This is a genomic window from Halalkalibacter oceani (assembly GCF_023715705.1).
GTDB classification, from domain to species: domain Bacteria; phylum Bacillota; class Bacilli; order Bacillales; family Bacillaceae_D; genus Halalkalibacter; species Halalkalibacter oceani_A.
The window spans coordinates 1-19,106 of sequence record NZ_JAMBOS010000021.1 but is presented as its reverse complement, the minus strand read 5'-3'; the positions used below and the strand labels follow the sequence as shown (position 1 = coordinate 19,106).

At 46.8% G+C, this 19,106-nt stretch carries 17 protein-coding genes and 1 other annotated feature; of the genes, 3 read left to right on the top strand and 14 right to left on the bottom strand.

Translation table 11 applies throughout. The features are described from left to right. Positions 1–5: 5 nt before the first annotated feature. Positions 6–920 (bottom strand): glutarate dioxygenase GlaH, encoded by a 915-nt coding sequence (gene glaH, locus M3212_RS16075; protein ID WP_251194997.1) that lies wholly within the window; start codon positions 918–920, stop codon positions 6–8. Positions 921–1,184: 264 nt separating this feature from the next. Here glaH and M3212_RS16070 point away from each other — a divergent pair, with 264 nt between their 5' ends. Together M3212_RS16070 and M3212_RS16065 are read left to right on the top strand one after the other, a co-directional pair. Then, positions 1,185–2,060, top strand: coding sequence for a LysR family transcriptional regulator (locus tag M3212_RS16070; RefSeq protein ID WP_251194996.1), 876 nt, complete (start codon positions 1,185–1,187; stop codon positions 2,058–2,060). A gap of 220 nt (positions 2,061–2,280) precedes the next feature. Beyond that, positions 2,281–2,586, top strand: coding sequence for a hypothetical protein (locus M3212_RS16065; RefSeq protein ID WP_251194995.1), 306 nt, complete (start codon positions 2,281–2,283; stop codon positions 2,584–2,586). A gap of 35 nt (positions 2,587–2,621) precedes the next feature. Here M3212_RS16065 and aspS read toward each other — a convergent pair whose 3' ends face one another. From aspS to M3212_RS16000, 13 genes are all read right to left on the bottom strand, one after another. After that, positions 2,622–4,409 (bottom strand): aspartate--tRNA ligase, encoded by a 1,788-nt coding sequence (aspS, locus tag M3212_RS16060; protein WP_251194994.1) that lies wholly within the window; start codon positions 4,407–4,409, stop codon positions 2,622–2,624. 1 nt (position 4,410) lies between these two features. Beyond that, a complete protein-coding gene (hisS, locus tag M3212_RS16055; protein WP_251194993.1) occupies positions 4,411–5,691 on the bottom strand; it encodes a histidine--tRNA ligase in 1,281 nt (426 codons plus the stop codon). Between the two features lie 78 nt (positions 5,692–5,769). Continuing rightward, positions 5,770–5,989: a binding site (T-box leader), on the bottom strand. 54 nt (positions 5,990–6,043) lie between these two features. Then, positions 6,044–6,226, bottom strand: a complete 183-nt coding sequence (locus tag M3212_RS16050; protein WP_251194992.1) for a hypothetical protein — start codon at positions 6,224–6,226, stop codon at positions 6,044–6,046. Positions 6,227–6,377: 151 nt separating this feature from the next. Further along, positions 6,378–6,818, bottom strand: coding sequence for a D-aminoacyl-tRNA deacylase (gene dtd / locus M3212_RS16045; RefSeq protein WP_251194991.1), 441 nt, complete (start codon positions 6,816–6,818; stop codon positions 6,378–6,380). Between the two features lie 21 nt (positions 6,819–6,839). Then, complete coding sequence (locus M3212_RS16040) at positions 6,840–9,026, bottom strand: RelA/SpoT family protein (RefSeq protein ID WP_251194990.1); 2,187 nt, start codon at positions 9,024–9,026, stop codon at positions 6,840–6,842. Positions 9,027–9,251: 225 nt separating this feature from the next. Next, entirely contained in the window at positions 9,252–9,767 is a 516-nt protein-coding gene (locus tag M3212_RS16035; RefSeq protein WP_251194989.1) for an adenine phosphoribosyltransferase, read from the bottom strand. Between the two features lie 91 nt (positions 9,768–9,858). Then, on the bottom strand, positions 9,859–12,219 hold the full coding sequence (gene recJ / locus M3212_RS16030) for a single-stranded-DNA-specific exonuclease RecJ (RefSeq protein WP_251194988.1): 2,361 nt from the start codon (positions 12,217–12,219) through the stop codon (positions 9,859–9,861). Between the two features lie 118 nt (positions 12,220–12,337). Continuing rightward, positions 12,338–12,697, bottom strand: a complete 360-nt coding sequence (locus M3212_RS16025; RefSeq protein ID WP_251194987.1) for a LapA family protein — start codon at positions 12,695–12,697, stop codon at positions 12,338–12,340. Positions 12,698–12,715: 18 nt separating this feature from the next. Continuing rightward, on the bottom strand, positions 12,716–13,666 hold the full coding sequence (locus M3212_RS16020; protein WP_251194986.1) for a cation diffusion facilitator family transporter: 951 nt from the start codon (positions 13,664–13,666) through the stop codon (positions 12,716–12,718). 137 nt (positions 13,667–13,803) lie between these two features. Next, on the bottom strand, positions 13,804–14,751 hold the full coding sequence (secF, locus tag M3212_RS16015; protein ID WP_251194985.1) for a protein translocase subunit SecF: 948 nt from the start codon (positions 14,749–14,751) through the stop codon (positions 13,804–13,806). Next, positions 14,741–16,048, bottom strand: a complete 1,308-nt coding sequence (gene secD / locus M3212_RS16010) for a protein translocase subunit SecD (protein WP_251194984.1) — start codon at positions 16,046–16,048, stop codon at positions 14,741–14,743. The genes secF and secD overlap by 11 nt, the downstream gene beginning before the upstream one ends. A 160-nt stretch (positions 16,049–16,208) precedes the next feature. After that, the gene (locus tag M3212_RS16005) at positions 16,209–16,490 is read right to left on the bottom strand and encodes a post-transcriptional regulator (RefSeq protein ID WP_251194983.1); all 282 of its coding nucleotides are present in this window, start codon (positions 16,488–16,490) and stop codon (positions 16,209–16,211) included. 17 nt (positions 16,491–16,507) lie between these two features. Continuing rightward, positions 16,508–16,993 (bottom strand): COG2426 family protein, encoded by a 486-nt coding sequence (locus tag M3212_RS16000; RefSeq protein ID WP_251194982.1) that lies wholly within the window; start codon positions 16,991–16,993, stop codon positions 16,508–16,510. A gap of 106 nt (positions 16,994–17,099) precedes the next feature. Here M3212_RS16000 and spoVB point away from each other — a divergent pair, with 106 nt between their 5' ends. Next, positions 17,100–18,671: a stage V sporulation protein B gene (gene spoVB, locus M3212_RS15995; protein ID WP_251194981.1), complete on the top strand. Its 1,572-nt coding sequence runs from the start codon at positions 17,100–17,102 to the stop codon at positions 18,669–18,671. Positions 18,672–19,106: the final 435 nt, after the last annotated feature.

Here is a 19,106-nt window from a genome sequence, read left to right as displayed (position 1 = left end):
GAAACTTAAATACTTGCAAAGTACCCTCTTTGCCTCATTAACTCTCGATACAAATTAACATCCTCTTTAAATGCATCTCTACCATGTAACCAGAAGTTATTATTTATTAAAATTAAATCTCCAACTGGCAATTTCAAAGCAACTTTATTATCTGTCTTTTCCAAAGATTCAGATATTTTTTGGTGATAAATGGCTTGCTCAATTGTTTTGGGCACACTACATTGATCATTAAATCGAATACACGGTTTATTGTTTTTCATGAAGAATGTCGTATTATACACGTCTTCCTCCACATTCTTACTTGCTCTTCCTTTTTGAGAAAATTCATATTCCTGAGTTGCCAACGGATGGTTGAGAAACTGATTCAGGTCTTCCCAGTCATCTAAGTGAAGCAAAAGAGATTCTCCCCCTACGGCATTTCTTTCTTCTAATTTCATCATCAGAACCCAATCTGTCTGCTCATTTACAAAGGTACCATCGGTATGCAGGTAAAATAATCTGTATGCCTTCCGAAGATACGTATCACTGTCAAACTCATGCTCTACAGAGAATCGAGCGTAATACTTTTTGGACATTCCATCAAAATTAGGCACACCAATTAAATGCGAAAGAGCTGTCGCAAATTTTATATAATTATCAAGGTCATCCGTTTGATTTTGTACGCCGATGGTAAAACCTCCAGTATCTCTATCGTGCAATATATCACGAATTTGTCTTTGGAACTCTTCTCCCATTTGTTTTCTGAATTGATCTGCAAGATAAAACCTCATAAATGGAACGTATTCAATTTTCTCCACATCAATATGACTTACTGCTTCAAAAAAATCATTGACTAACGCCTCATTCATTTTAATGTGGCGCATTCTACTGTGCTCTGGATGAACTTGAATTTCAAAAGCTGCTAATGATTGAGCCTTCATTTTAATTACTCCTCCTTTTTATTTGAAAAATAAGCTGAAGATTAAGCCTTTTACGTAATGGCTTGATAAGAGTGTGTTACATTTTTTATTATAATTGAATAAAGGAAATCGCGATAATTCAATATGTTTATGTTTGCTCATAAAATAATTTAAATTGTATATTGATTACTTTAAAATGCCTTTGTGTTCTTTTATGGGAAAAACACCAGGGTATTTCCCTATTGAATTAGTAGTGATAATATTCTTTTTAGGAGGAGGGGGATTATGGACGATAAAGATTGGCTGATCTTAACCCAAATTGATAAGGAACGAAGCATTTCAAAATTAGCCGTTGATCTCTATACGACTCAACCAGCTCTAACATACAGGATAAAAAAGATAGAAAGCTTTTTTAATACAAAACTATTCTATAGAAATAATCTAGGTCTTCATCCTACCCTTCAAGGTGAATTGGTTATTAAATACGCAAAGCAATTTGTCAAAAATTTGGAGGAACTTAATGAAAAAATTAGTTCTCTTGATGATAAAGTGACCGGCACTTTACATATCGGAGCAACTAGTGCTATATCAAAATATTTATTACCGGAGGTGCTCTCGAAGTTTTTAAAGAAGTATCCTGAAGTTACAGTATCAATTATTACCGGTTTCAGTTCTGATTTAATGAGAAATTTAGCAAGCAACCATGTTCACCTCGTTATTTTAAGAGAAGATATAGAATGGAACCATTATAAAAGATGTATATCTAGCGAAAATGTGTCCTTAGTTTCAAAGTTCCCTATAGTATTTTCAGAGTTATTACAATTACCAAGAATTAATTTTAAAACTAATCCTTCTTTAAAGTCACTAATTGATGAGTGGTGGAAGGAAAATTTCAATGAACCTCCTAATATCGTTATGGAAGTCGATAGCAGTGAAACTTGCGTGGAAATGGTTAAGTCGGGATTAGGATACGCCATCTTACCAGATTTACCTCTTAAAAATAATACTGAGCTAATCTATGCTCCTCTTCTTAATAAGCAAAACTCTACCATAAAGCGCCATACATGGATTTATGGCTCTGACGAAGCCAAAAGTTATATAGCGGTTAGGAAATTTGTCGAGTTTTTAGATGAATATTTCTATGCTGGTTCTAACATATAATTTTTTATGGTGTAGATATACGTAGTTGAAATCATTGACATGCTACACTCGAATAGGTTTCACATACTCTGCTAATTTGAACAGCTCGTGCTCGCCTTCTCATATACAAGGCTCAATAACATAATTTCAGAATTTTCCATAAATGAATCATTTGGTCGATTTTCGATCCTATGGTAAAGTGATAGATAGCCTATACTTTAAGAAAGGAAACTGGTGACTTATGACTCTTCTTGCCATCCAGCGTTGCATCGAAGTCCGGCAGGAAATTGGCTGGACCGAAAAGCGCATTGTTGAAACATCTTTTGATATGAAATTATTTGAGGATCAGATCACCGTCAAAAATGATACGTTTCCGCTGACCTCCATTTTTGATATTTCGTTTCGCAAAAAGCCGGACAAAGGTGCATTTGGCTTTCTCTATTTGCACACAAGCCAGGGCGTGCGTACCTTTTATATTAAAGAAGATCCAAAACAGCTCGTTCAAGCTTATCAACAATTAAAGGCTGAGCGACCTGAGCTGCGTTAAAGCAGCCCGGGCGCACAGCCTTCTTTTTATTTCCTTTATACGTTGACCTTCTCTGCCTTTTGGCCGATCACCGATAAGTTTAAGTCAATCAATTGTTCGACGCTTACTTCACCAGGTGCCTCAGTTAAGAGACAGCTCGCGCTTGCTGTTTTCGGGAAGGCAATCGTATCACGTAAATTCGTCCGCCCGGCAAGCAGCATAATTAAACGGTCGAGACCGAGCGCAATTCCACCATGCGGTGGTGTTCCATATTCAAAAGCATTTAGAAGGAAGCCGAATTGCTCCCGTGCTTCTTCCTCTGAGAAACCGAGCGCTTTAAACATTTGCTCCTGAATGTCGCGCTTGTAAATCCGCTGTGATCCTCCGCCAAGCTCATAGCCGTTCAAGACTAAATCGTAGGCATCAGCGCGTACGCTGTCCGGATCGCTCGCCAGCAGTTCGAGATCCTCCTTCTTCGGACTTGTGAACGGATGATGCAGAGCGACATAGCGTTTTGCTTCTTCATCATACTCAACCAATGGGAAATCAACGACCCAGAGGAAATTGAATTGTGAGGAATCAATTAGATCAAACTGCTTGCCGAATTTTAAACGAAGCGCACCTAAGCTGTCAAATACAACCTGCTTTTTATCTGCCCCAAAGAATAAAAGATCTCCCGGTTCAGCGCCCATCGCTTCACGCAGAGCCTGTTCAAGTTCTCCTTCAAAGAACTTGGCAATCGGTCCTTTCAGGCCGTCTTCTTCGACCTTGAGCCAGGCAAGCCCTTTTGCTCCATATTGTTTCACGAAATCGGTTAATGCATCAATCTCTTTCCGTGACAGCTTGTCTGCTCCTCCTTTAAGATTGAGGCCTTTCACGATGCCGCCGGCGGCAAGTGCCCCCTGAAATACTTTAAACGGAGAATCCTTGACGATCTCGGACAGCTCAATAAGCTCCATTCCAAAGCGCAGATCCGGCTTGTCCGAACCAAAACGGTTCATCGCTTCTTCATATGTTAAACGCGGGAACGGCAATGTCAGCTCGACATTCTTTGTTTCCTTAAGAATGCGGGCCATCATCTGCTCGGTCATCGCCAGCAAATCTTCTTTGTCCATGAAGGATGTCTCAATATCGACCTGAGTAAATTCCGGCTGGCGGTCGGCGCGCAAATCTTCATCGCGGAAGCAGCGGACAATTTGATAATAACGCTCAAATCCGGAAACCATCAGCAATTGCTTGAACAGTTGCGGTGATTGCGGCAATGCGTAAAATTTGCCGTGATGAACCCGGCTTGGTACTAAATAATCACGCGCCCCTTCAGGCGTGCTCTTCGTCAGCATCGGCGTTTCGATTTCCATAAAGGCGGCTTCATCCAAAAAGTCACGAATCAGCTTCGTCGCTTTATGACGCAGCTTGAATGTCTCCTGCATGTCAGGGCGACGCAGGTCGAGATAACGATACTTCAAGCGGACATCCTCTGAAGCGTCTGTATCAGCTTCAATTTGAAACGGGAGCGCTTTGGCGGCATTAAGAATTTCCACCTTATGAGCCTGAACTTCGATCGTGCCTGTCGCGATTTTCTCATTGACTGTATTTGGATCACGCTCAACGACAGTCCCTTCAATATCAATGACATACTCGCTGCGGATACGCTCGGCTGTTTCAAGGGCACCCTTGTCCACTTCTGGACTGAACACGACCTGGACAATGCCGGAACGGTCACGGACATCAAGAAAAATCACCTGACCTAAATCACGTCTCGTTTGAACCCAGCCTTTCAGCTGAACCTTTTCACCTACATGCTCGGGGCGAAGCTCGCCACAATGATGTGTTCTTCCAATCATCTTAATTGCCTCCCTGTGTATGCTGTTTCATATATTGAATAAAGGATTCGAGTTCGACTTCCTCTTGTTCACCTGACTCCATCTGCTTGACAACAATCAAGCCTTTCTCCAGTTCATCATCGCCGAGAATCGCCGTATAACGGGCGTTAAGGCGATCAGCGGCCTTCAGCTGGGCTTTCATTTTTTTGTCGAGGTAATCTTTGTCGCTTGAAATACCGGCAGCACGGAGCTGATAAAGCAGCTCAACCGTTTTGGCTTTAGCCTTTTCTCCCAGAGAGATCAAATAGCAGTCCAGCTCCGTGCTGACAGGCAACGGAACTTCCTGTGCCTTCAAGGCCATAATGACACGCTCGATACTAAAAGCAAAACCGATTCCCGGGGTCGACGGTCCGCCGATATCCTCGACAAGCCCTGTATAACGTCCGCCTCCACAAATTGTCGTAATCGCGCCGAAGCCTTCGCCGTCGATCATCACTTCAAACGCTGTATGGTAGTAATAATCAAGACCGCGGACGAGCGTCGGATCAACGACGTACGGAATGTCGAGCGCATCAAGATACGCTTTCACCTGTGTAAAATAGCTTTGCGATTCCTCATTTAAGTAATCAAGAATCGATGGCGCCGTCCCCATCAGCGGATGTTCGCGGTCCTTTTTACAGTCCAGAATGCGAAGCGGGTTTTTCTCCAACCGTTCCTGACAGTCACTGCAAAATTCCGCAATGCTCGGCTTGAAATGATCAACGAGTGCCTGGCGATGCGCCTGACGGCTTTCCTGATCTCCAAGACTGTTAATGACGAGCTTGACATTCTTCAACCCAAGCTTGGCGTAAATGCTCATCACAAGCGCCAGCACTTCAGCATCAATCGCCGGATCGGCACTTCCAAGCGCCTCGACGCCAAACTGGACAAATTGTCTCATCCGTCCGGCCTGTGGGCGTTCATAGCGGAACATTGGCCCCTGATAAAAAAGCTTCGTCGGCTGATTCGCCTGACCGTACAGCTTTTTCTCGACATAGGAACGGACAACGGCAGCCGTTCCTTCAGGGCGCAACGTAATGCTTCTCCCGCCCCGATCTTCAAATGTGTACATTTCTTTTTGAACAATATCAGTCGTATCGCCGACTCCGCGCTGAAATAAATCCGTATGTTCAAAGATTGGCGTCCGGATTTCGTGATAATTATACTGCCGGCACACTTCCTTTGCCGTCGCCTCAATATACTGCCAAATTTCTACTTCACCGGGGAGAATATCCTGGGTTCCCCGTGGAATTTGAATGCTCATTGACTTCCTCCTTTTAAGAAAACCGCGCAGTGGCTTTTCTTATAAATCTAAAAAAACTCCCATCCCCGATGATTAATCATCAGGGACGAGAGTTATACCCGTGGTGCCACCCTAATTGGAGCCAAGCGGCTCCCACTTTACACAGTTAACGCCTGCCTACGTCTTTTCCTACTAGTACCCGTTCAGAAAAACTCCTCAAAGGTGTTCATCACTAAGCAGATAGGGAAGGCTTTCAGCCACGGCCTCTCCTCTCTTTACTACCTGTTCTCTTAACGACATGCCTCGTCTTCGGAATGGTTTTACATATAAGTTCATAACAATCATACGGATCTTCGGGATCGCTGTCAATAGCTTAATTACGGTTCAATTTCTTTTTGAGAAGCTGTACTTCTCGTAATGATAAGCCGAATTCGTTTGCCAGTTCGAGATGACTGGCCTGTGCTTCTTGATCAAGAAAGCTGTGATAATCAATTGAAAAAATCGAATGCCTCTGACTGCCATGCATTTGTTGACGGTGATTCGCCCGCACGTCCATTCACCCTCTTCTTGACTTTTTCTATTATCATAGCCAATAACAGCAAAAATCTTACATAGCGAACAGACGAAAGGTACGTCTTTATGGAGTCACTGAAAAACTTCCTTTTTCGTAACTTAAAAATGAAAGCACTTTTTCATCAGCTTCGTAGTTATCTGCTTTCGAGAATTAACGTCACCGGTCCATCATTGACGAGCGCGACATTCATCATTGCTCCGAAGCTTCCCGTCTCGACATGAAGCCCGCGCTGCCTGAGAGCATTGTTGAAATACTGATAAAGCGGCTCGGCCTGCTCCGGCTTGGCCGCTTCCATGAAATTAGGTCTTCTCCCCTTCCGGCAATCGCCGTACAGCGTAAATTGAGACACGGACAAAATTTGTCCGCCGGCCTCCAAAATAGAATGGTTCATTTTCCCGTTTTCATCCTCAAAAATCCGCAAATGAGCAATTTTCTCCGCTAAATAATCAGCATCGTCATTCGTATCTTCGTGGGTGATCCCAACGAGAAGGGTCAGCCCGGCCTCTATGCTGCCGACCACTTCATTGTTCACTTCAACAGAGGCCTGCTTCGTCCGTTGCAGCACAACCTTCATCTTACCAATCCTCTCATTCCTTTAATGCATCACGCGCCGGACGGAATAAATATCCTGAAGCTGCTTAATTTTCTCGACGACCTTATGAAGATGGTCGATATTTCGAATTGAAATTGACATATGAATCATCGCCAGCTTCTGCCGGTGATCGGAACGCCCGGAAACAGCATTGATGATCGTGCGCGAATCCGTCACTGCGTGGAGCACTTCATTTAAAAGACCGTTACGGTCATAGCCTGTAATCTCAATATCCACATTATAGGACTTGTTTTGTTCGGTCGTTCCTTCCCATTCCACCGGAAGCAGACGGCCTTTTACCTCCTCATGTTGCACGTTCGGACAGTCGGCGCGATGTATCGAGACACCGCGTCCTTTCGTAATGTACCCGATAATGTCATCACCGGGTACGGGCGTACAGCAGCGTGACAGCCGTATCAGCAGATTATCGACACCTTTGACGGTGACGCCCGAGTTTACTTTTTTCTTCGGACGGTACGTCGTCTGCACATCTGATAACGCCTCGGCCAATGACTGGTCATCCTGCTCCTGATCGAGTTGCTTGCGGAGCTTCTCCGTCAGGCGGTTGACAATTTGCTTGACGCTGATGCCACCGTAGCCGACTGCGGCAAACATATCTTCTTCACCGGCAAAGCTGAACTTGTTGGCCACCTCTTGAATCGCTTCGGCAGTCAGCACTTCCTTCGGCTCAAAATCAAGCGCCTTGATTTCCTTTTCAATCATCTCCCGGCCTTTTTCCACATTCTCTTCTCTGCGTTCTTTTTTAAACCACTGCTTTATTTTGTTTTTCGCATGCGATGATTTCGTAATCTTCAACCAATCCTGACTCGGTCCGTAGGAATGCTTTGAAGTCAGGATCTCGACAATGTCGCCTGTTTTCAGCTTATGGTCGAGCGGAACCATTTTTCCGTTCACCTTGGCTCCGATACAGCGGTTGCCGATTTCACTGTGAATGCGATAGGCGAAATCAAGCGGAACAGAGCCTGCCGGCAGCTCGACAACATCTCCCTTTGGCGAGAAAACGAACACCATATCCGAAAAAAGATCAAGCTTGAGCGATTCCATAAATTCCTGGGCATCATTCGTCTCGGTCTGCTCAATCACATCGCGGAACCAGTTCAGCTTATCTTCAAATGTATTTTTATTGGGAGAGACCGTTTTGCCTTCCTTGTAAGCCCAGTGTGCCGCCACCCCGAACTCAGCGATGCGGTGCATTTCTTCCGTTCGGATTTGCACCTCGAGCGGATCGCCGTGAGGGCCGACAACGGTCGTGTGCAGCGATTGATACATGTTGGCCTTCGGCATCGCGATATAGTCTTTGAACCGGCCAGGCATCGGCTTCCAGCACGTATGGATAACCCCGAGCACGGCATAGCAGTCCTTGATGCTTTTGACGATAATTCGCACAGCGAGCAGATCATAGATTTCATTAAACTGCTTGTTTTGCAATACCATTTTTCGATAGATGCTGTAAATATGCTTCGGGCGACCTGATAATTCCGCTTCGACATTGACATCTGTTAAATGATCGGCGATCTTATCCATCACTCCTGATAAATACTCCTCGCGCTCCGCCCGTTTGCGCTTCATTAAATTGACGATCCGATAATACTGCTGCGGATCCAGATAGCGAAGGGCGATGTCCTCCAATTCCCACTTGATCGTCGAAATCCCGAGACGGTGGGCGAGCGGCGCGAATATTTCCAGCGTTTCATTCGACGTGACGCGCTGCTTTTCAGGCGGCATAAATTTCAACGTTCTCATATTGTGCAGCCTGTCCGCCAGTTTAATCAGGATGACGCGGATGTCCTTGGCCATCGCAATCAGCATTTTCCGATGGTTTTCCGCCTGCTGCTCTTCCTTGGATTTATATTTAAACTTTTTCAACTTGGTCACGCCGTCAACGAGCATCGCGACCTGGTCATTAAAGCTCTCTGTAATTTCTTCGACGGTGACGTCCGTATCTTCTACGACGTCATGAAGAAAGGCTGCCGCTACCGTGTTTGGATCGAGCTCAAGCCCGACAATGATGCCCGCCACCTGAATCGGATGTAAAATATAAGGCTCTCCCGATTTCCGGTATTGTCCTTCATGGGCCTTCTCCGCATATTCATAAGCCTTTCGTAAAAAAGCGACATCTTCCTCATTCAAGTAAAGACTCGCTTTTTCCAACACTTGATCTATCGTCATGGAATCACCTATTTACGATTCAATATTTCCTTATATTATGGGTAAGTTTTCGCTGTATGTAAAGGGGAAAGAACGAAAATTGTCGATAGAGACATGCTAATTCAGCCAAATTCTAGCAGTGCGGTCCGCTTATCCTCATCAAGACCGCAGAAAAAGGCTGTCCCGCCGGGTTAAACCGCAAACCCTTCGAGACAGCCCTGAAAAAAATCTATTTCTGCTTCGGTCTTATTGAAACGTCATTAACGAATATAGATCGTACTTATCCAGACGCTCTCTTCCATCAAGATAGCCAAGCTCAATCAAAAAGGCAATGCCGACAACGATCCCGCCAAGCTGTTCCACGAGCTTGATCGTCGCTTCAATCGTGCCTCCCGTTGCCAGTAAATCATCGGCAATCAGGACGCGCTGCCCTTTTTGAATCGAATCAGCGTGAATCGTTAGCTGATCTTTTCCGTATTCAAGTCCGTAATCAACGGAAATCACATCACGCGGCAGTTTACCGGCTTTACGGACAGGAACGAAGCCGACTTCAAGGGCGACGGCCATTGGACAGCCGACGACAAAGCCGCGCGCTTCGGGTCCGACGATCACATCGACCTGCTTGTTGCGGGCAAATGACGCCATTTCGTCAATCGCTGCCTTATAGACAGGACCATTTTGCATTAAGGTCGTAATATCCTTAAAACGGATTCCTTCCTTCGGGTAATCTTCAACAATCGTGATATGCTTTTTGAAATCCATATATACCGTCTCCTTGCTCTCTTCTTTTTCGGGGTCAGTTCTTCTTACTTACTTCTATCGTCCAAAGCCGTTCATCCTGGTGCTCTCTTAATTAGAAATGCTCTGTCAGCTCATGCTGTTCTTCCTTCTCCTGCATCAATGTTTCTGCAAACCACTGTCTCAGCTCTTCATAGGAAGAATAGACAAGCTCATTTTCGATCTCGGCCTCTTCCTGCTTCTGCCTGAACGTCTCTGAGGCCTCGAGGCTTTTTTTCTCCGGATTTGCGGCGACGGTAACGATCCCATCGGTCACCGTAACAAATCCAAGCTCGGCAAACACCTTTGTCATAAAGTCGATCGTATGCCTTGACCAGCCCTTATAGCCGGCCAGCTCCTGACTATGTTTCGTTAAATCGAACGTTTTTCGTTTGGCGAGAAACGCATAATACCACTTAAATTGTTCACGATTCGGCTGGGTTGTAAAGAATGAATCGCTATCCTGAAAGAATACCGTATAAATCCGGCTCGGCTTTCCATGCTGGATGAGCAGCTGTCTTAGCTGATCCCGTGATTGCGGCACATCAAGCAAAACAAGAAAGCGTTCGGCGCAGGCTGGCAGCGAACCTTCCGTTGCATCATATACGTCTTCCCCAGTCAGCTTGAGCTTTGACGGTGTGTCACGCTTAAATGTCACAAGAATTCGCCTGTCAGCCGGAAGAGCCAGCAGTTTATCCGCCAGCCGTTCCTTCTGGACACTGCGCCAATCGAAGAGCTGCCAGTCTTTTATCGCGATATCCTCCAGCACGAGCTGCGGCTTCACATGACCATTCCATTCATTGACAGACAGCGTGCCGACAGCAGATACTTTCGCCTGATTGGTCATCTCATCATGCAAATAACCGCATTGAAAGCCGATACCTTCCAGCTGGGCGCCACCCTGAGCAAAGCTGATTTTTAAATGATTGGCCTCGGCACCGATTCTTCTCATTTCCTGAATGTGCACATCCTCAAGCATCACCTTCGGCTTCGGATTCTCGACACCGAACGGTGCGAGCTTATCCAGCTGCTGAATGACCGCTACGGAAATATCTTCAATTCCAGCAACAATATCAATCGTCGTCAGCGGCTTGAAGTCCTCCGGCGAGAGCACCTCTTTCGCCTGAGCGCAAAGGCGGGTGCGCAACGTATCAACATCGTCTATTTTCATCGTTAAACCGGCCGCCATCGGATGTCCGCCGAAATGTGGTAAAATGTCGCGGCTTTTCGAAAGTTCTTTAAACATATCAAAGCCGACTATGCTGCGGGCCGAGCCCTTAGCCAGTCCTTTCTCCGAATCGAGGCTCAGGACAATCGTCGGCCGGTAAAAGCGCTCGACCAACCGTGAAGCAACGATTCCAATCACTCCTGCGTTCCAGCCCTCGCCGGCAATAATCAAGACATCATTATCATCAGGCGGGAACTGCCTTTCAACGACGGCAATCGCTTCTTCAGTGATTGAGGCAACAACGGTCTGCCGCTCGCGGTTCAAACCGTCGATTTCCGTCGCCAACAGCTCCGCTTCTTCTTCGCTTGCTGTTAACAGTAGTTCGACAGCCGGATCAGCAGAATCGAGCCGACCGGCGGCGTTAATACGCGGACCGATGCCAAATCCGACATGATCAGCCTGAACCTGATCCTGAATGCCACATTTTTTCTTTAAGGCAATTAATCCCGGCTTATCGGTTGCCTGTAAAGCATGCAGCCCTTCCATGACGAGCAGCCTGTTTTCATCAACAAGCGGCACCAGGTCGGCAATCGTGCCTATTACGGCGATATCGAGCCATTCAGCCGGCAGCCGCCCGAGCAGGGCATGGGCAACTTTAAAGGCGACACCTACTCCGGCCAGTCCTTTAAACGGATACGGACAGCCCGGCTTTTTTGGATTAACAATCGCATAGGCGTCGGGGAGAACAGGAGGCGCTTCATGGTGATCCGTAATAATGAAATCAAGACCGATTTCCTTGGCAACCTCAGCCACCTGTAATGCGGCAATTCCGGTATCAACCGTAACAATCAGCCCGTAGCCATCCTCTTTCGCCCGTCTGATCGCCGGCTCATTGGGCCCGTACCCTTCTGTAAAACGATTTGGTATGTAGTAATCGACCTCTGCCGATAATGACGTCAGCGCGTTGTACATCAACGCCGTACTGCTCACACCATCAGCATCATAGTCACCAAAAATAAGGATTTTCTCTTTATCGGCAATCGCCGCCTTGATCCGGGTCACAGCCTGCTCCATTCCATCAAGCAAAAAAGGGTCATGATAGCTCATTTCCTCTTTAAAAAGGAAACGCTTTGCTGTGTCAACCGTCTCCAGGCCGCGATGAACGAGCAATGTCGCGACTAACGGCGATATGTGCAACTGTTCAACGAGCTCATCAATTCGATCTGAATGCTGCTCTTTTATTTTCCATCTAGCCTTAGGCTTTAGCATAAAATAACACCCCTCGACCTTCCTATTATACAGGAGCAATCCAGGGGTGACAATGACAAACTCAACCCGGCTGCCGCGGCGGCTGAGCGCCGATGCAGCAAGCGGTTAGAGGAATTATTTACTGGTTCGTTTCTTTTCTGTATTGGGCCCGCGTCTTTGGCGATTCATCCTTAAAGTTGCCCTTCACTTCAAGCGCTCCATCCGTCTGTTCTTCCGGCAGGGTTTCGTTAAGTCCGGCATTTGTGGTGCCCGCCCGCAGGCGGCGCAATTCAGCCTGCAAACGGTAAATCCGTACCATTCCCAGCGCGCCGGCAATAATCGCACCCATGAAAACAGAGCCTAAAATAACAAGAATGAGCGGCCATTCTGCTGTTCCAAACAGATAATTGACTCTGACTCCATCGACATTAATCACCGCAAACACAGCAATAATAATAGCGGCAAGCAATCCAAATATAAGTCCTGATTGTCCTTTCATCAACCTGCTCCTCCCTTCTTATTTCTCTTTATATGGATTAATATGAACAAGCACATCCTGCACATACTTTTCCTCAAGCAGACGTTCCTTCACTCTTTTGCCGATAGTATGGCCTTCTTCGACAGTGATGTCAGGATTCACAGCGACTTTAATATCAATGATGACGTAATGGCCGTGCTCCCGCGCGAAAAATTCATCAATATTCAGTACGCCGTCCACGTTGCTGGCGGCACGCTTCATCTCAACCGTATCTTCCTCATGAAGCACATGGTCAAGCGCATTGTGAATGGACTGTTTGCCAAGGCTCCAGGCCATCTTTCCAATTAAAAAAGCGACAAAAGCACTCGCTGCCGCATCCCCGTAAACGAGCCAGGAGATTTGCAAATAGTCTCCGAGCAGGGCAGCTCCGATCCCAATTAAGGCGGCAATCGAAGAAAAGACATCTGAACGATGATGCCAGGCATCCGTCATTAAAGCATCGCTTTTATACTTTTTACCCAAATGATATTTATAACGAAACATCAGCTCTTTTGCCAAAATAGAAAAGAGAACGGCGTAAATCGCCAGCACTTTCGGGACCTCGACCGGCTCAAAGAACGATCGTCCCGCGCTCAGGGCAATTTCAAACCCAACTAGAAACAGCAGCACCGAGACAATAATCGCCGCAACAGATTCTGCTTTTCCATGTCCATATGGATGATCCTGATCAGGAGGTAATTTCGCTGCCCGGACGCCGATCAGCACGACGACCGAACCAACGACGTCTGAGGCTGAGTGAACAGCATCGGCGACTAAAGCACGACTGTTCGCCATAATACCGGCAACGGCTTTGATGATTGCCAGAATCACATTGCCGACAATCCCGACCCAGGCGGCAAAACGGACCTTTTTATAACGTATATCTGCTTCCGTCACTTCAACACCCACTTTGTTGTTATTTGATGAATGCTGTCCTTTTAAGTTTACCATTATTTACACCCGTCATTCACCCTTTTTGTATGCCGCCAACGACAAAAGAGGTGTGGCAAAAGGAGAAACACTCCTATTGACACACCCCCCGGCACTTGAGATAAAAGGGGTGTTTCTCCCCTTTCTCAAGCCAAGCTTTACACAGTCGGTTCGCTTTCCGGCTGCTTCGCTGGTTGAAATTTCTTTTTCGCAAGCTGCTTTGATTTCCAAATCAGCCACAGCTGTGAAGCAAGGAACATGGACGAATACGTTCCGGCGACAAGCCCGATTAACAGCGCCAACGCAAACGAGCGAATCGCTTCCCCACCGAAAATAAAGATAGCCGCAGCGGCGAACACGACGGTCAGCACGGTGTTGATGGAACGGGCCAGCGTCTGTACCAGACTTTTGTTGACGATCTCAGCCAAATCGTCGAACCCTTTCACCCGTTTCGCAAGCTTCATATTTTCCCGAATCCGGTCAAAGGTCACAATCGTATCATTGATCGAATAACCGACAATCGTCAGCACCGCTGCAATAAACGGTACATTCACCTCAATTTGCAGCAAACTGAACACGGCAATAATGAAAAAGGCGTCATGTAATAAAGCGACAATTGCTGCGATTCCGTACAGTAATTCAAAGCGGATCGTCACATAAATAATGATCCCGACCGAAGCAATGAGTACTGAGATTAAGGCGTTGCGCGCCAGCTCCTGTCCAACCGTAGGCGAGACAGTGCTAACATTCGGCTCCGATCCGGTCGTTTCCAGAAAATGAGTTTGAATCTCTGAAATCTCATCAGGGCCGAGCACGCCGATAAACCCGACACTGGCAATCCGGTTATTATCGGCAAACGTAATGTCATCCGGCGCGTAGCCGGCGCCGATACTGGCAAATTCTTCGGTAATCACCTCAGCTGTGACCGTCTCCGGAGAAGCAACCGGGACCTCTACGCGTGAACCACTTTTAAAATCAATTCCGAGATTCAATCCCATTGTCAACAGCAGAATCAATCCAATAAGGGTAAAGACGGAAGAAAAAATAAAAAACTTTTTCCGGTGTTTGACGAAGTCGATGTTTTTTTCTTGGAAATTAAAGCTCATTTATTTCACCTTCCTTTACACCAAACAAGCGGTACTTTTTATTTAAAGCACGGCTGTTCACCCATAAACCAAGCAGCACCCGTGAGCCGTATACCGCTGTTATAAAGCTTGTCAGAATACTGACGATCAACATGACAGCAAAGCCCTGCACCGAGCTTGTCCCATAAGAGAACAGTACAGCCGCTGCTAAAATCGTTGTAATATTGGCATCAAGAATCGTCGACAAGGAACGTCGGCTTCCCGCCTTAAAGGCAGACATGATCGATTTCCCTGCTCTGATCTCTTCTTTTACCCGTTCATACGTAATAATATTGGCATCAACAGCCATCCCGACCCCGAGAATTAACGCAGCAATCCCTGGAAGCGTTAAGACAGCGTTCATCCAATTAAAGATTAGCAAAACGAGATAAATGTATGTTGTCAATGTAATAATAGCGATCATACCCATAAAGCGGTAATAGAACAGCATGTAAACAAAAATTAAGGCAATGCCGATAAATCCGGCAAAGACTGTTTTTTCCATCGCCTGCTCACCCAGTGAAGCACCGACAGAGTTATTGTAAAGCTCCTCAAGCTGCACAGGTAGCGAGCCCGCATTCAGCACCTCGGCTAGAAACTGCGTCTCTTCGACCGTAAAGCTTCCTGAAATTGTCGCTGTATTAGATGGAATGACCTCATGAACGACAGCAGCTGACAAATATTTCGGATCAGGCTTGCCAGCTTCATTAGCATAGGAGTCGACCCCTTCCTCAAAATCAAGCCAGATGACAAGCAGATTCTCCGAAGCAGGACGTGACAGCATATCACGGGTAATTTCCTCCATCTTTCTCGCATCGGATAACGTCAACGTGACAATCGGCTCATTTGTATCCGCGCGGAAAGAGGCGCTTGCCCCATTTTGCCGCAAATCGCTTCCATCGACGAGTACATTATCATGAACATCACGAATCGTTAAATCCGCTTCCGTAGCCAGCAGTTCTCGCGCCGTTTGCTGATCTTCTACACCAGCGAGCTGGACGCGAATCCGGTCTTCCCCTTCGATCCGGATATTAGGCTCTGAAACCCCGAGCACATTGACCCGTTGATTGAGCGCACTTACCGTCGCCCGCAACGTTTCATCGGTAATCTCTTCCTCCGTACCCTCGGCATTTTTTACTTCATAAAGGATCTCAAATCCGCCCTGCAGATCGAGTCCCAGTTTAATTTCTTTTGTAATTCCCATCGCTGTTTGCCCGATAATGCCAGCAAGAATAGCGACAATCACAAAAAAAGCGACAATCCGCCCTTTTTTAACCATGTTCCTTTTCTGCCTCCTTCATATCCCTGGCGCCGGTTGGCGCCAGGTCTTACCAACTGCAAACTTCCAGCATCGCTATAAACATCAATATGCAATAGTGCCATTATAGCTTTTTATCGAAATAGCAGTCAATTTTCTCACTAAGATTTTGAAAATTCGTCTATTTTTCCGCTTCATATTCCGCGAACCAATCAGTAGGCTCCTGATACGATTTTAGCGTGAGCCAGTTCATGTAGGTTTGCGGCTTCAATGTCATCAATTGATTGACAAACGCATGTAAATGAAGAAATTCCTTTTGTTTGCGAAGCTGGTACAATACGCATTCCCAGATCTCTTCTACCGTCACGCGCTCATACCCGAGAAAATGAAATTCATCTAATTTACTAATCAGGGCCGGTTCTACATCTTCGCGCCACAATTCAAATTGCTGTTTCTCCTTCATGCATCATCCGCCTCCTTTTAGAAAATCGTATACATCACGCTCGTCACTCCGAAGCCGACGATAACGACCCCTGCAAAAATCGCCAAAAATGCAGACTGAAGCGGGATAAAAAATAGAATTGCCGCTAAACAAGCGGAATAAGCTCCCGTCGTCGGCAACGGCACCGCAGTGAACAAAACTAAGCCGAGCGCCCCAAACTTCTCGACATTGTCACTTTTTTTCATCGTGCGATCATAGAGCCAATGATAGAAGCGCTGATAGCCGCCAAAACGCAGCATCCATGAGCTGACCGGGCGAAACAGCACTAAAATCGGGATGATTGGCAAAACATTTCCAACGATACCGTACAGCAAGGCTTCAACATACGAGAGTCCAAGCTGATGCGCCACAATGATCCCGCCGCGCAGCTCTAAAATCGGCATCGCCGAAATGAGCAAAACAACGAGCTCGGCAGGCAAGAAACTGAACGTTTGCACGAGAAATTCCCTCATATCATCAGACAAAATTCTTCGCCCTCTCTCTATGATTCTCTGTCATGCTTGGCCCACTACTAAGCATATAGATAATAGCAGAAAATATCCATCATTTTTTATGAAAGTAGGGCTGTTCATGACGAAGCAAACCTTTCTGAAAGGAACGCTGATTCTTATCATAGCAGGGCTGATCACTAAATTTCTCGGCTTCGTGAACAGAATTGTCGTAGCGAGAATCATGGGAGCGGAAGGAGTCGGCCTTTATATGATGGCTGTGCCGACACTTCTTCTCGTTATTACCATTACGCAATTGGGACTTCCAGTCGCGATCTCCAAACTGGTCGCCGAAGCTGAAGCAAAAAATGATCAAGCACGGATCAAACGGATTTTAGTCGTTTCCTTGGCGATTACCAGTGTGTTAAGCCTTGTCTTTACTGCGGCAATGATCGGCTTTGCTCCCTTCGTCGCCCATACGCTGTTAACGGATGAAAGAGCCTATTATCCGCTGATTGCAATCTCGCCAATTGTTCCCATTGTCGCTTTATCCTCGATCATGCGCGGCTATTTTCAAGGGAAGCAGAATATGAAGCCTACCGCGTATTCTCAAGTGCTGGAGCAGGTCGTCCGCATCACCCTCGTCGCGGTAATGACGAGCGCCTTCCTTCCATTAGGAGTGGAGTACGCGGCCGCCGGGGCGATGATCTCAGTCGTGTTTGGCGAGTTGGCTTCCCTCGTTTATATGATCATCTTGTTTAAACGGAATAAGTCCTTTCGTGTCCGCCGCCGCTTTTTCAGCTATGTAAAGGAGGGGCGGCATACCCTGCACGATCTGCTCTCGATCGCCTTGCCGACGACGGGAAGCCGCTTAATCGGCTCGCTTTCTCTCTTCTTTGAGCCCATCGTCGTCGCGCAAAGTTTGGCTTTGGCCGGCGTTACGACCGTACTGGCAACGAAGCAATATGGAGAGCTGGCTGGCTTTGTCATTCCTCTTCTCCTGCTGCCAACATTCATTACAAGTTCGTTATCGGTCTCGCTCGTCCCGGCAATTAGTGAAGCTTCCGCCCGCAAGCATTACAAAACGATTCACTACCGCCTCAATCAGGCATTGCGGCTTGCGTTATTGTCCGGGGGGATGGCTGTCGTCGTCCTCTATGTACTGGCAGAGCCGATTATGTCTTTAATGTACAATGCGCCTACCGTGGCGACATACGTAAAGCTGATGGCCCCGTTCACCATCTTTCTTTACTTTCAGGGTCCGCTTCAGGCGACGTTGCAGGCGTTGAACCTTGCAAAGGCGGCGATGATGAACAGCCTGTTCGGCGCCGTGATCAAAATAGCCGCGATCTTCGCTCTCGCTTCACAGCCGGCTCTCGGAATTATGGGAGCGGCGCTTGCTGTCGTGATCGGCATGGTGCTTGTCACCCTGCTTCACTTTGCTTCCGTCGTGAAAACGATCAGCTTTACGATTGAAACGAAAATGTTCATCAAATCTGTTTTTCTAATTGTAACGACGGCCATGCTTGGCCTGTTCCTGAAGAACCAATCATTTTTCACACTGCCCCTTATCGCCGATACGCTCGTGATGATCGCGCTCCTCTCCCTCTTCTACACCTTGCTGATGCTGCGCCTCGGTTTAATTAAGCGCGAGGAGCTGCTGCGCCTCCCGATTATCGGAAAAAGCCTGCTGTTCCTGCTTCCACGCTCATAAGAAAAACCGCATAGCGGCTTTTCTTATGTCAGCTCGTTAGAATCACCTCAACGCTTTGCACTGGAGATCGCCCAAAGGGAAAACCACCCTTTTTTATTGCGGCGGTTTCTCTCTGCGTTCTGGGCTTGAGACAAAACTAGCTTTGACCTTTTAGCAAATGGCTCCACTCGCCACAAGTCCGTTGTGAAAAACCCACTCACCACGGACTTTAACAGATCGTGGCGGCTCCGCTCCTTGCTTCGGTGATGGACCAAAGGCAAGACCACCCTTTTTTATTGCGGCAGTTTCTCTCTGCGTTTTGAGCTTGTGACAAAACTAGCTTTGACCTTTTAGCAATGGCTCCACTCGCCACAAGTCCGTTGTGAAAAACCCACTCACCACGGACTTTAACAGATCGTGGCGGCTCCGCTCCTTGCTTCGGTGATGGACCAAAGG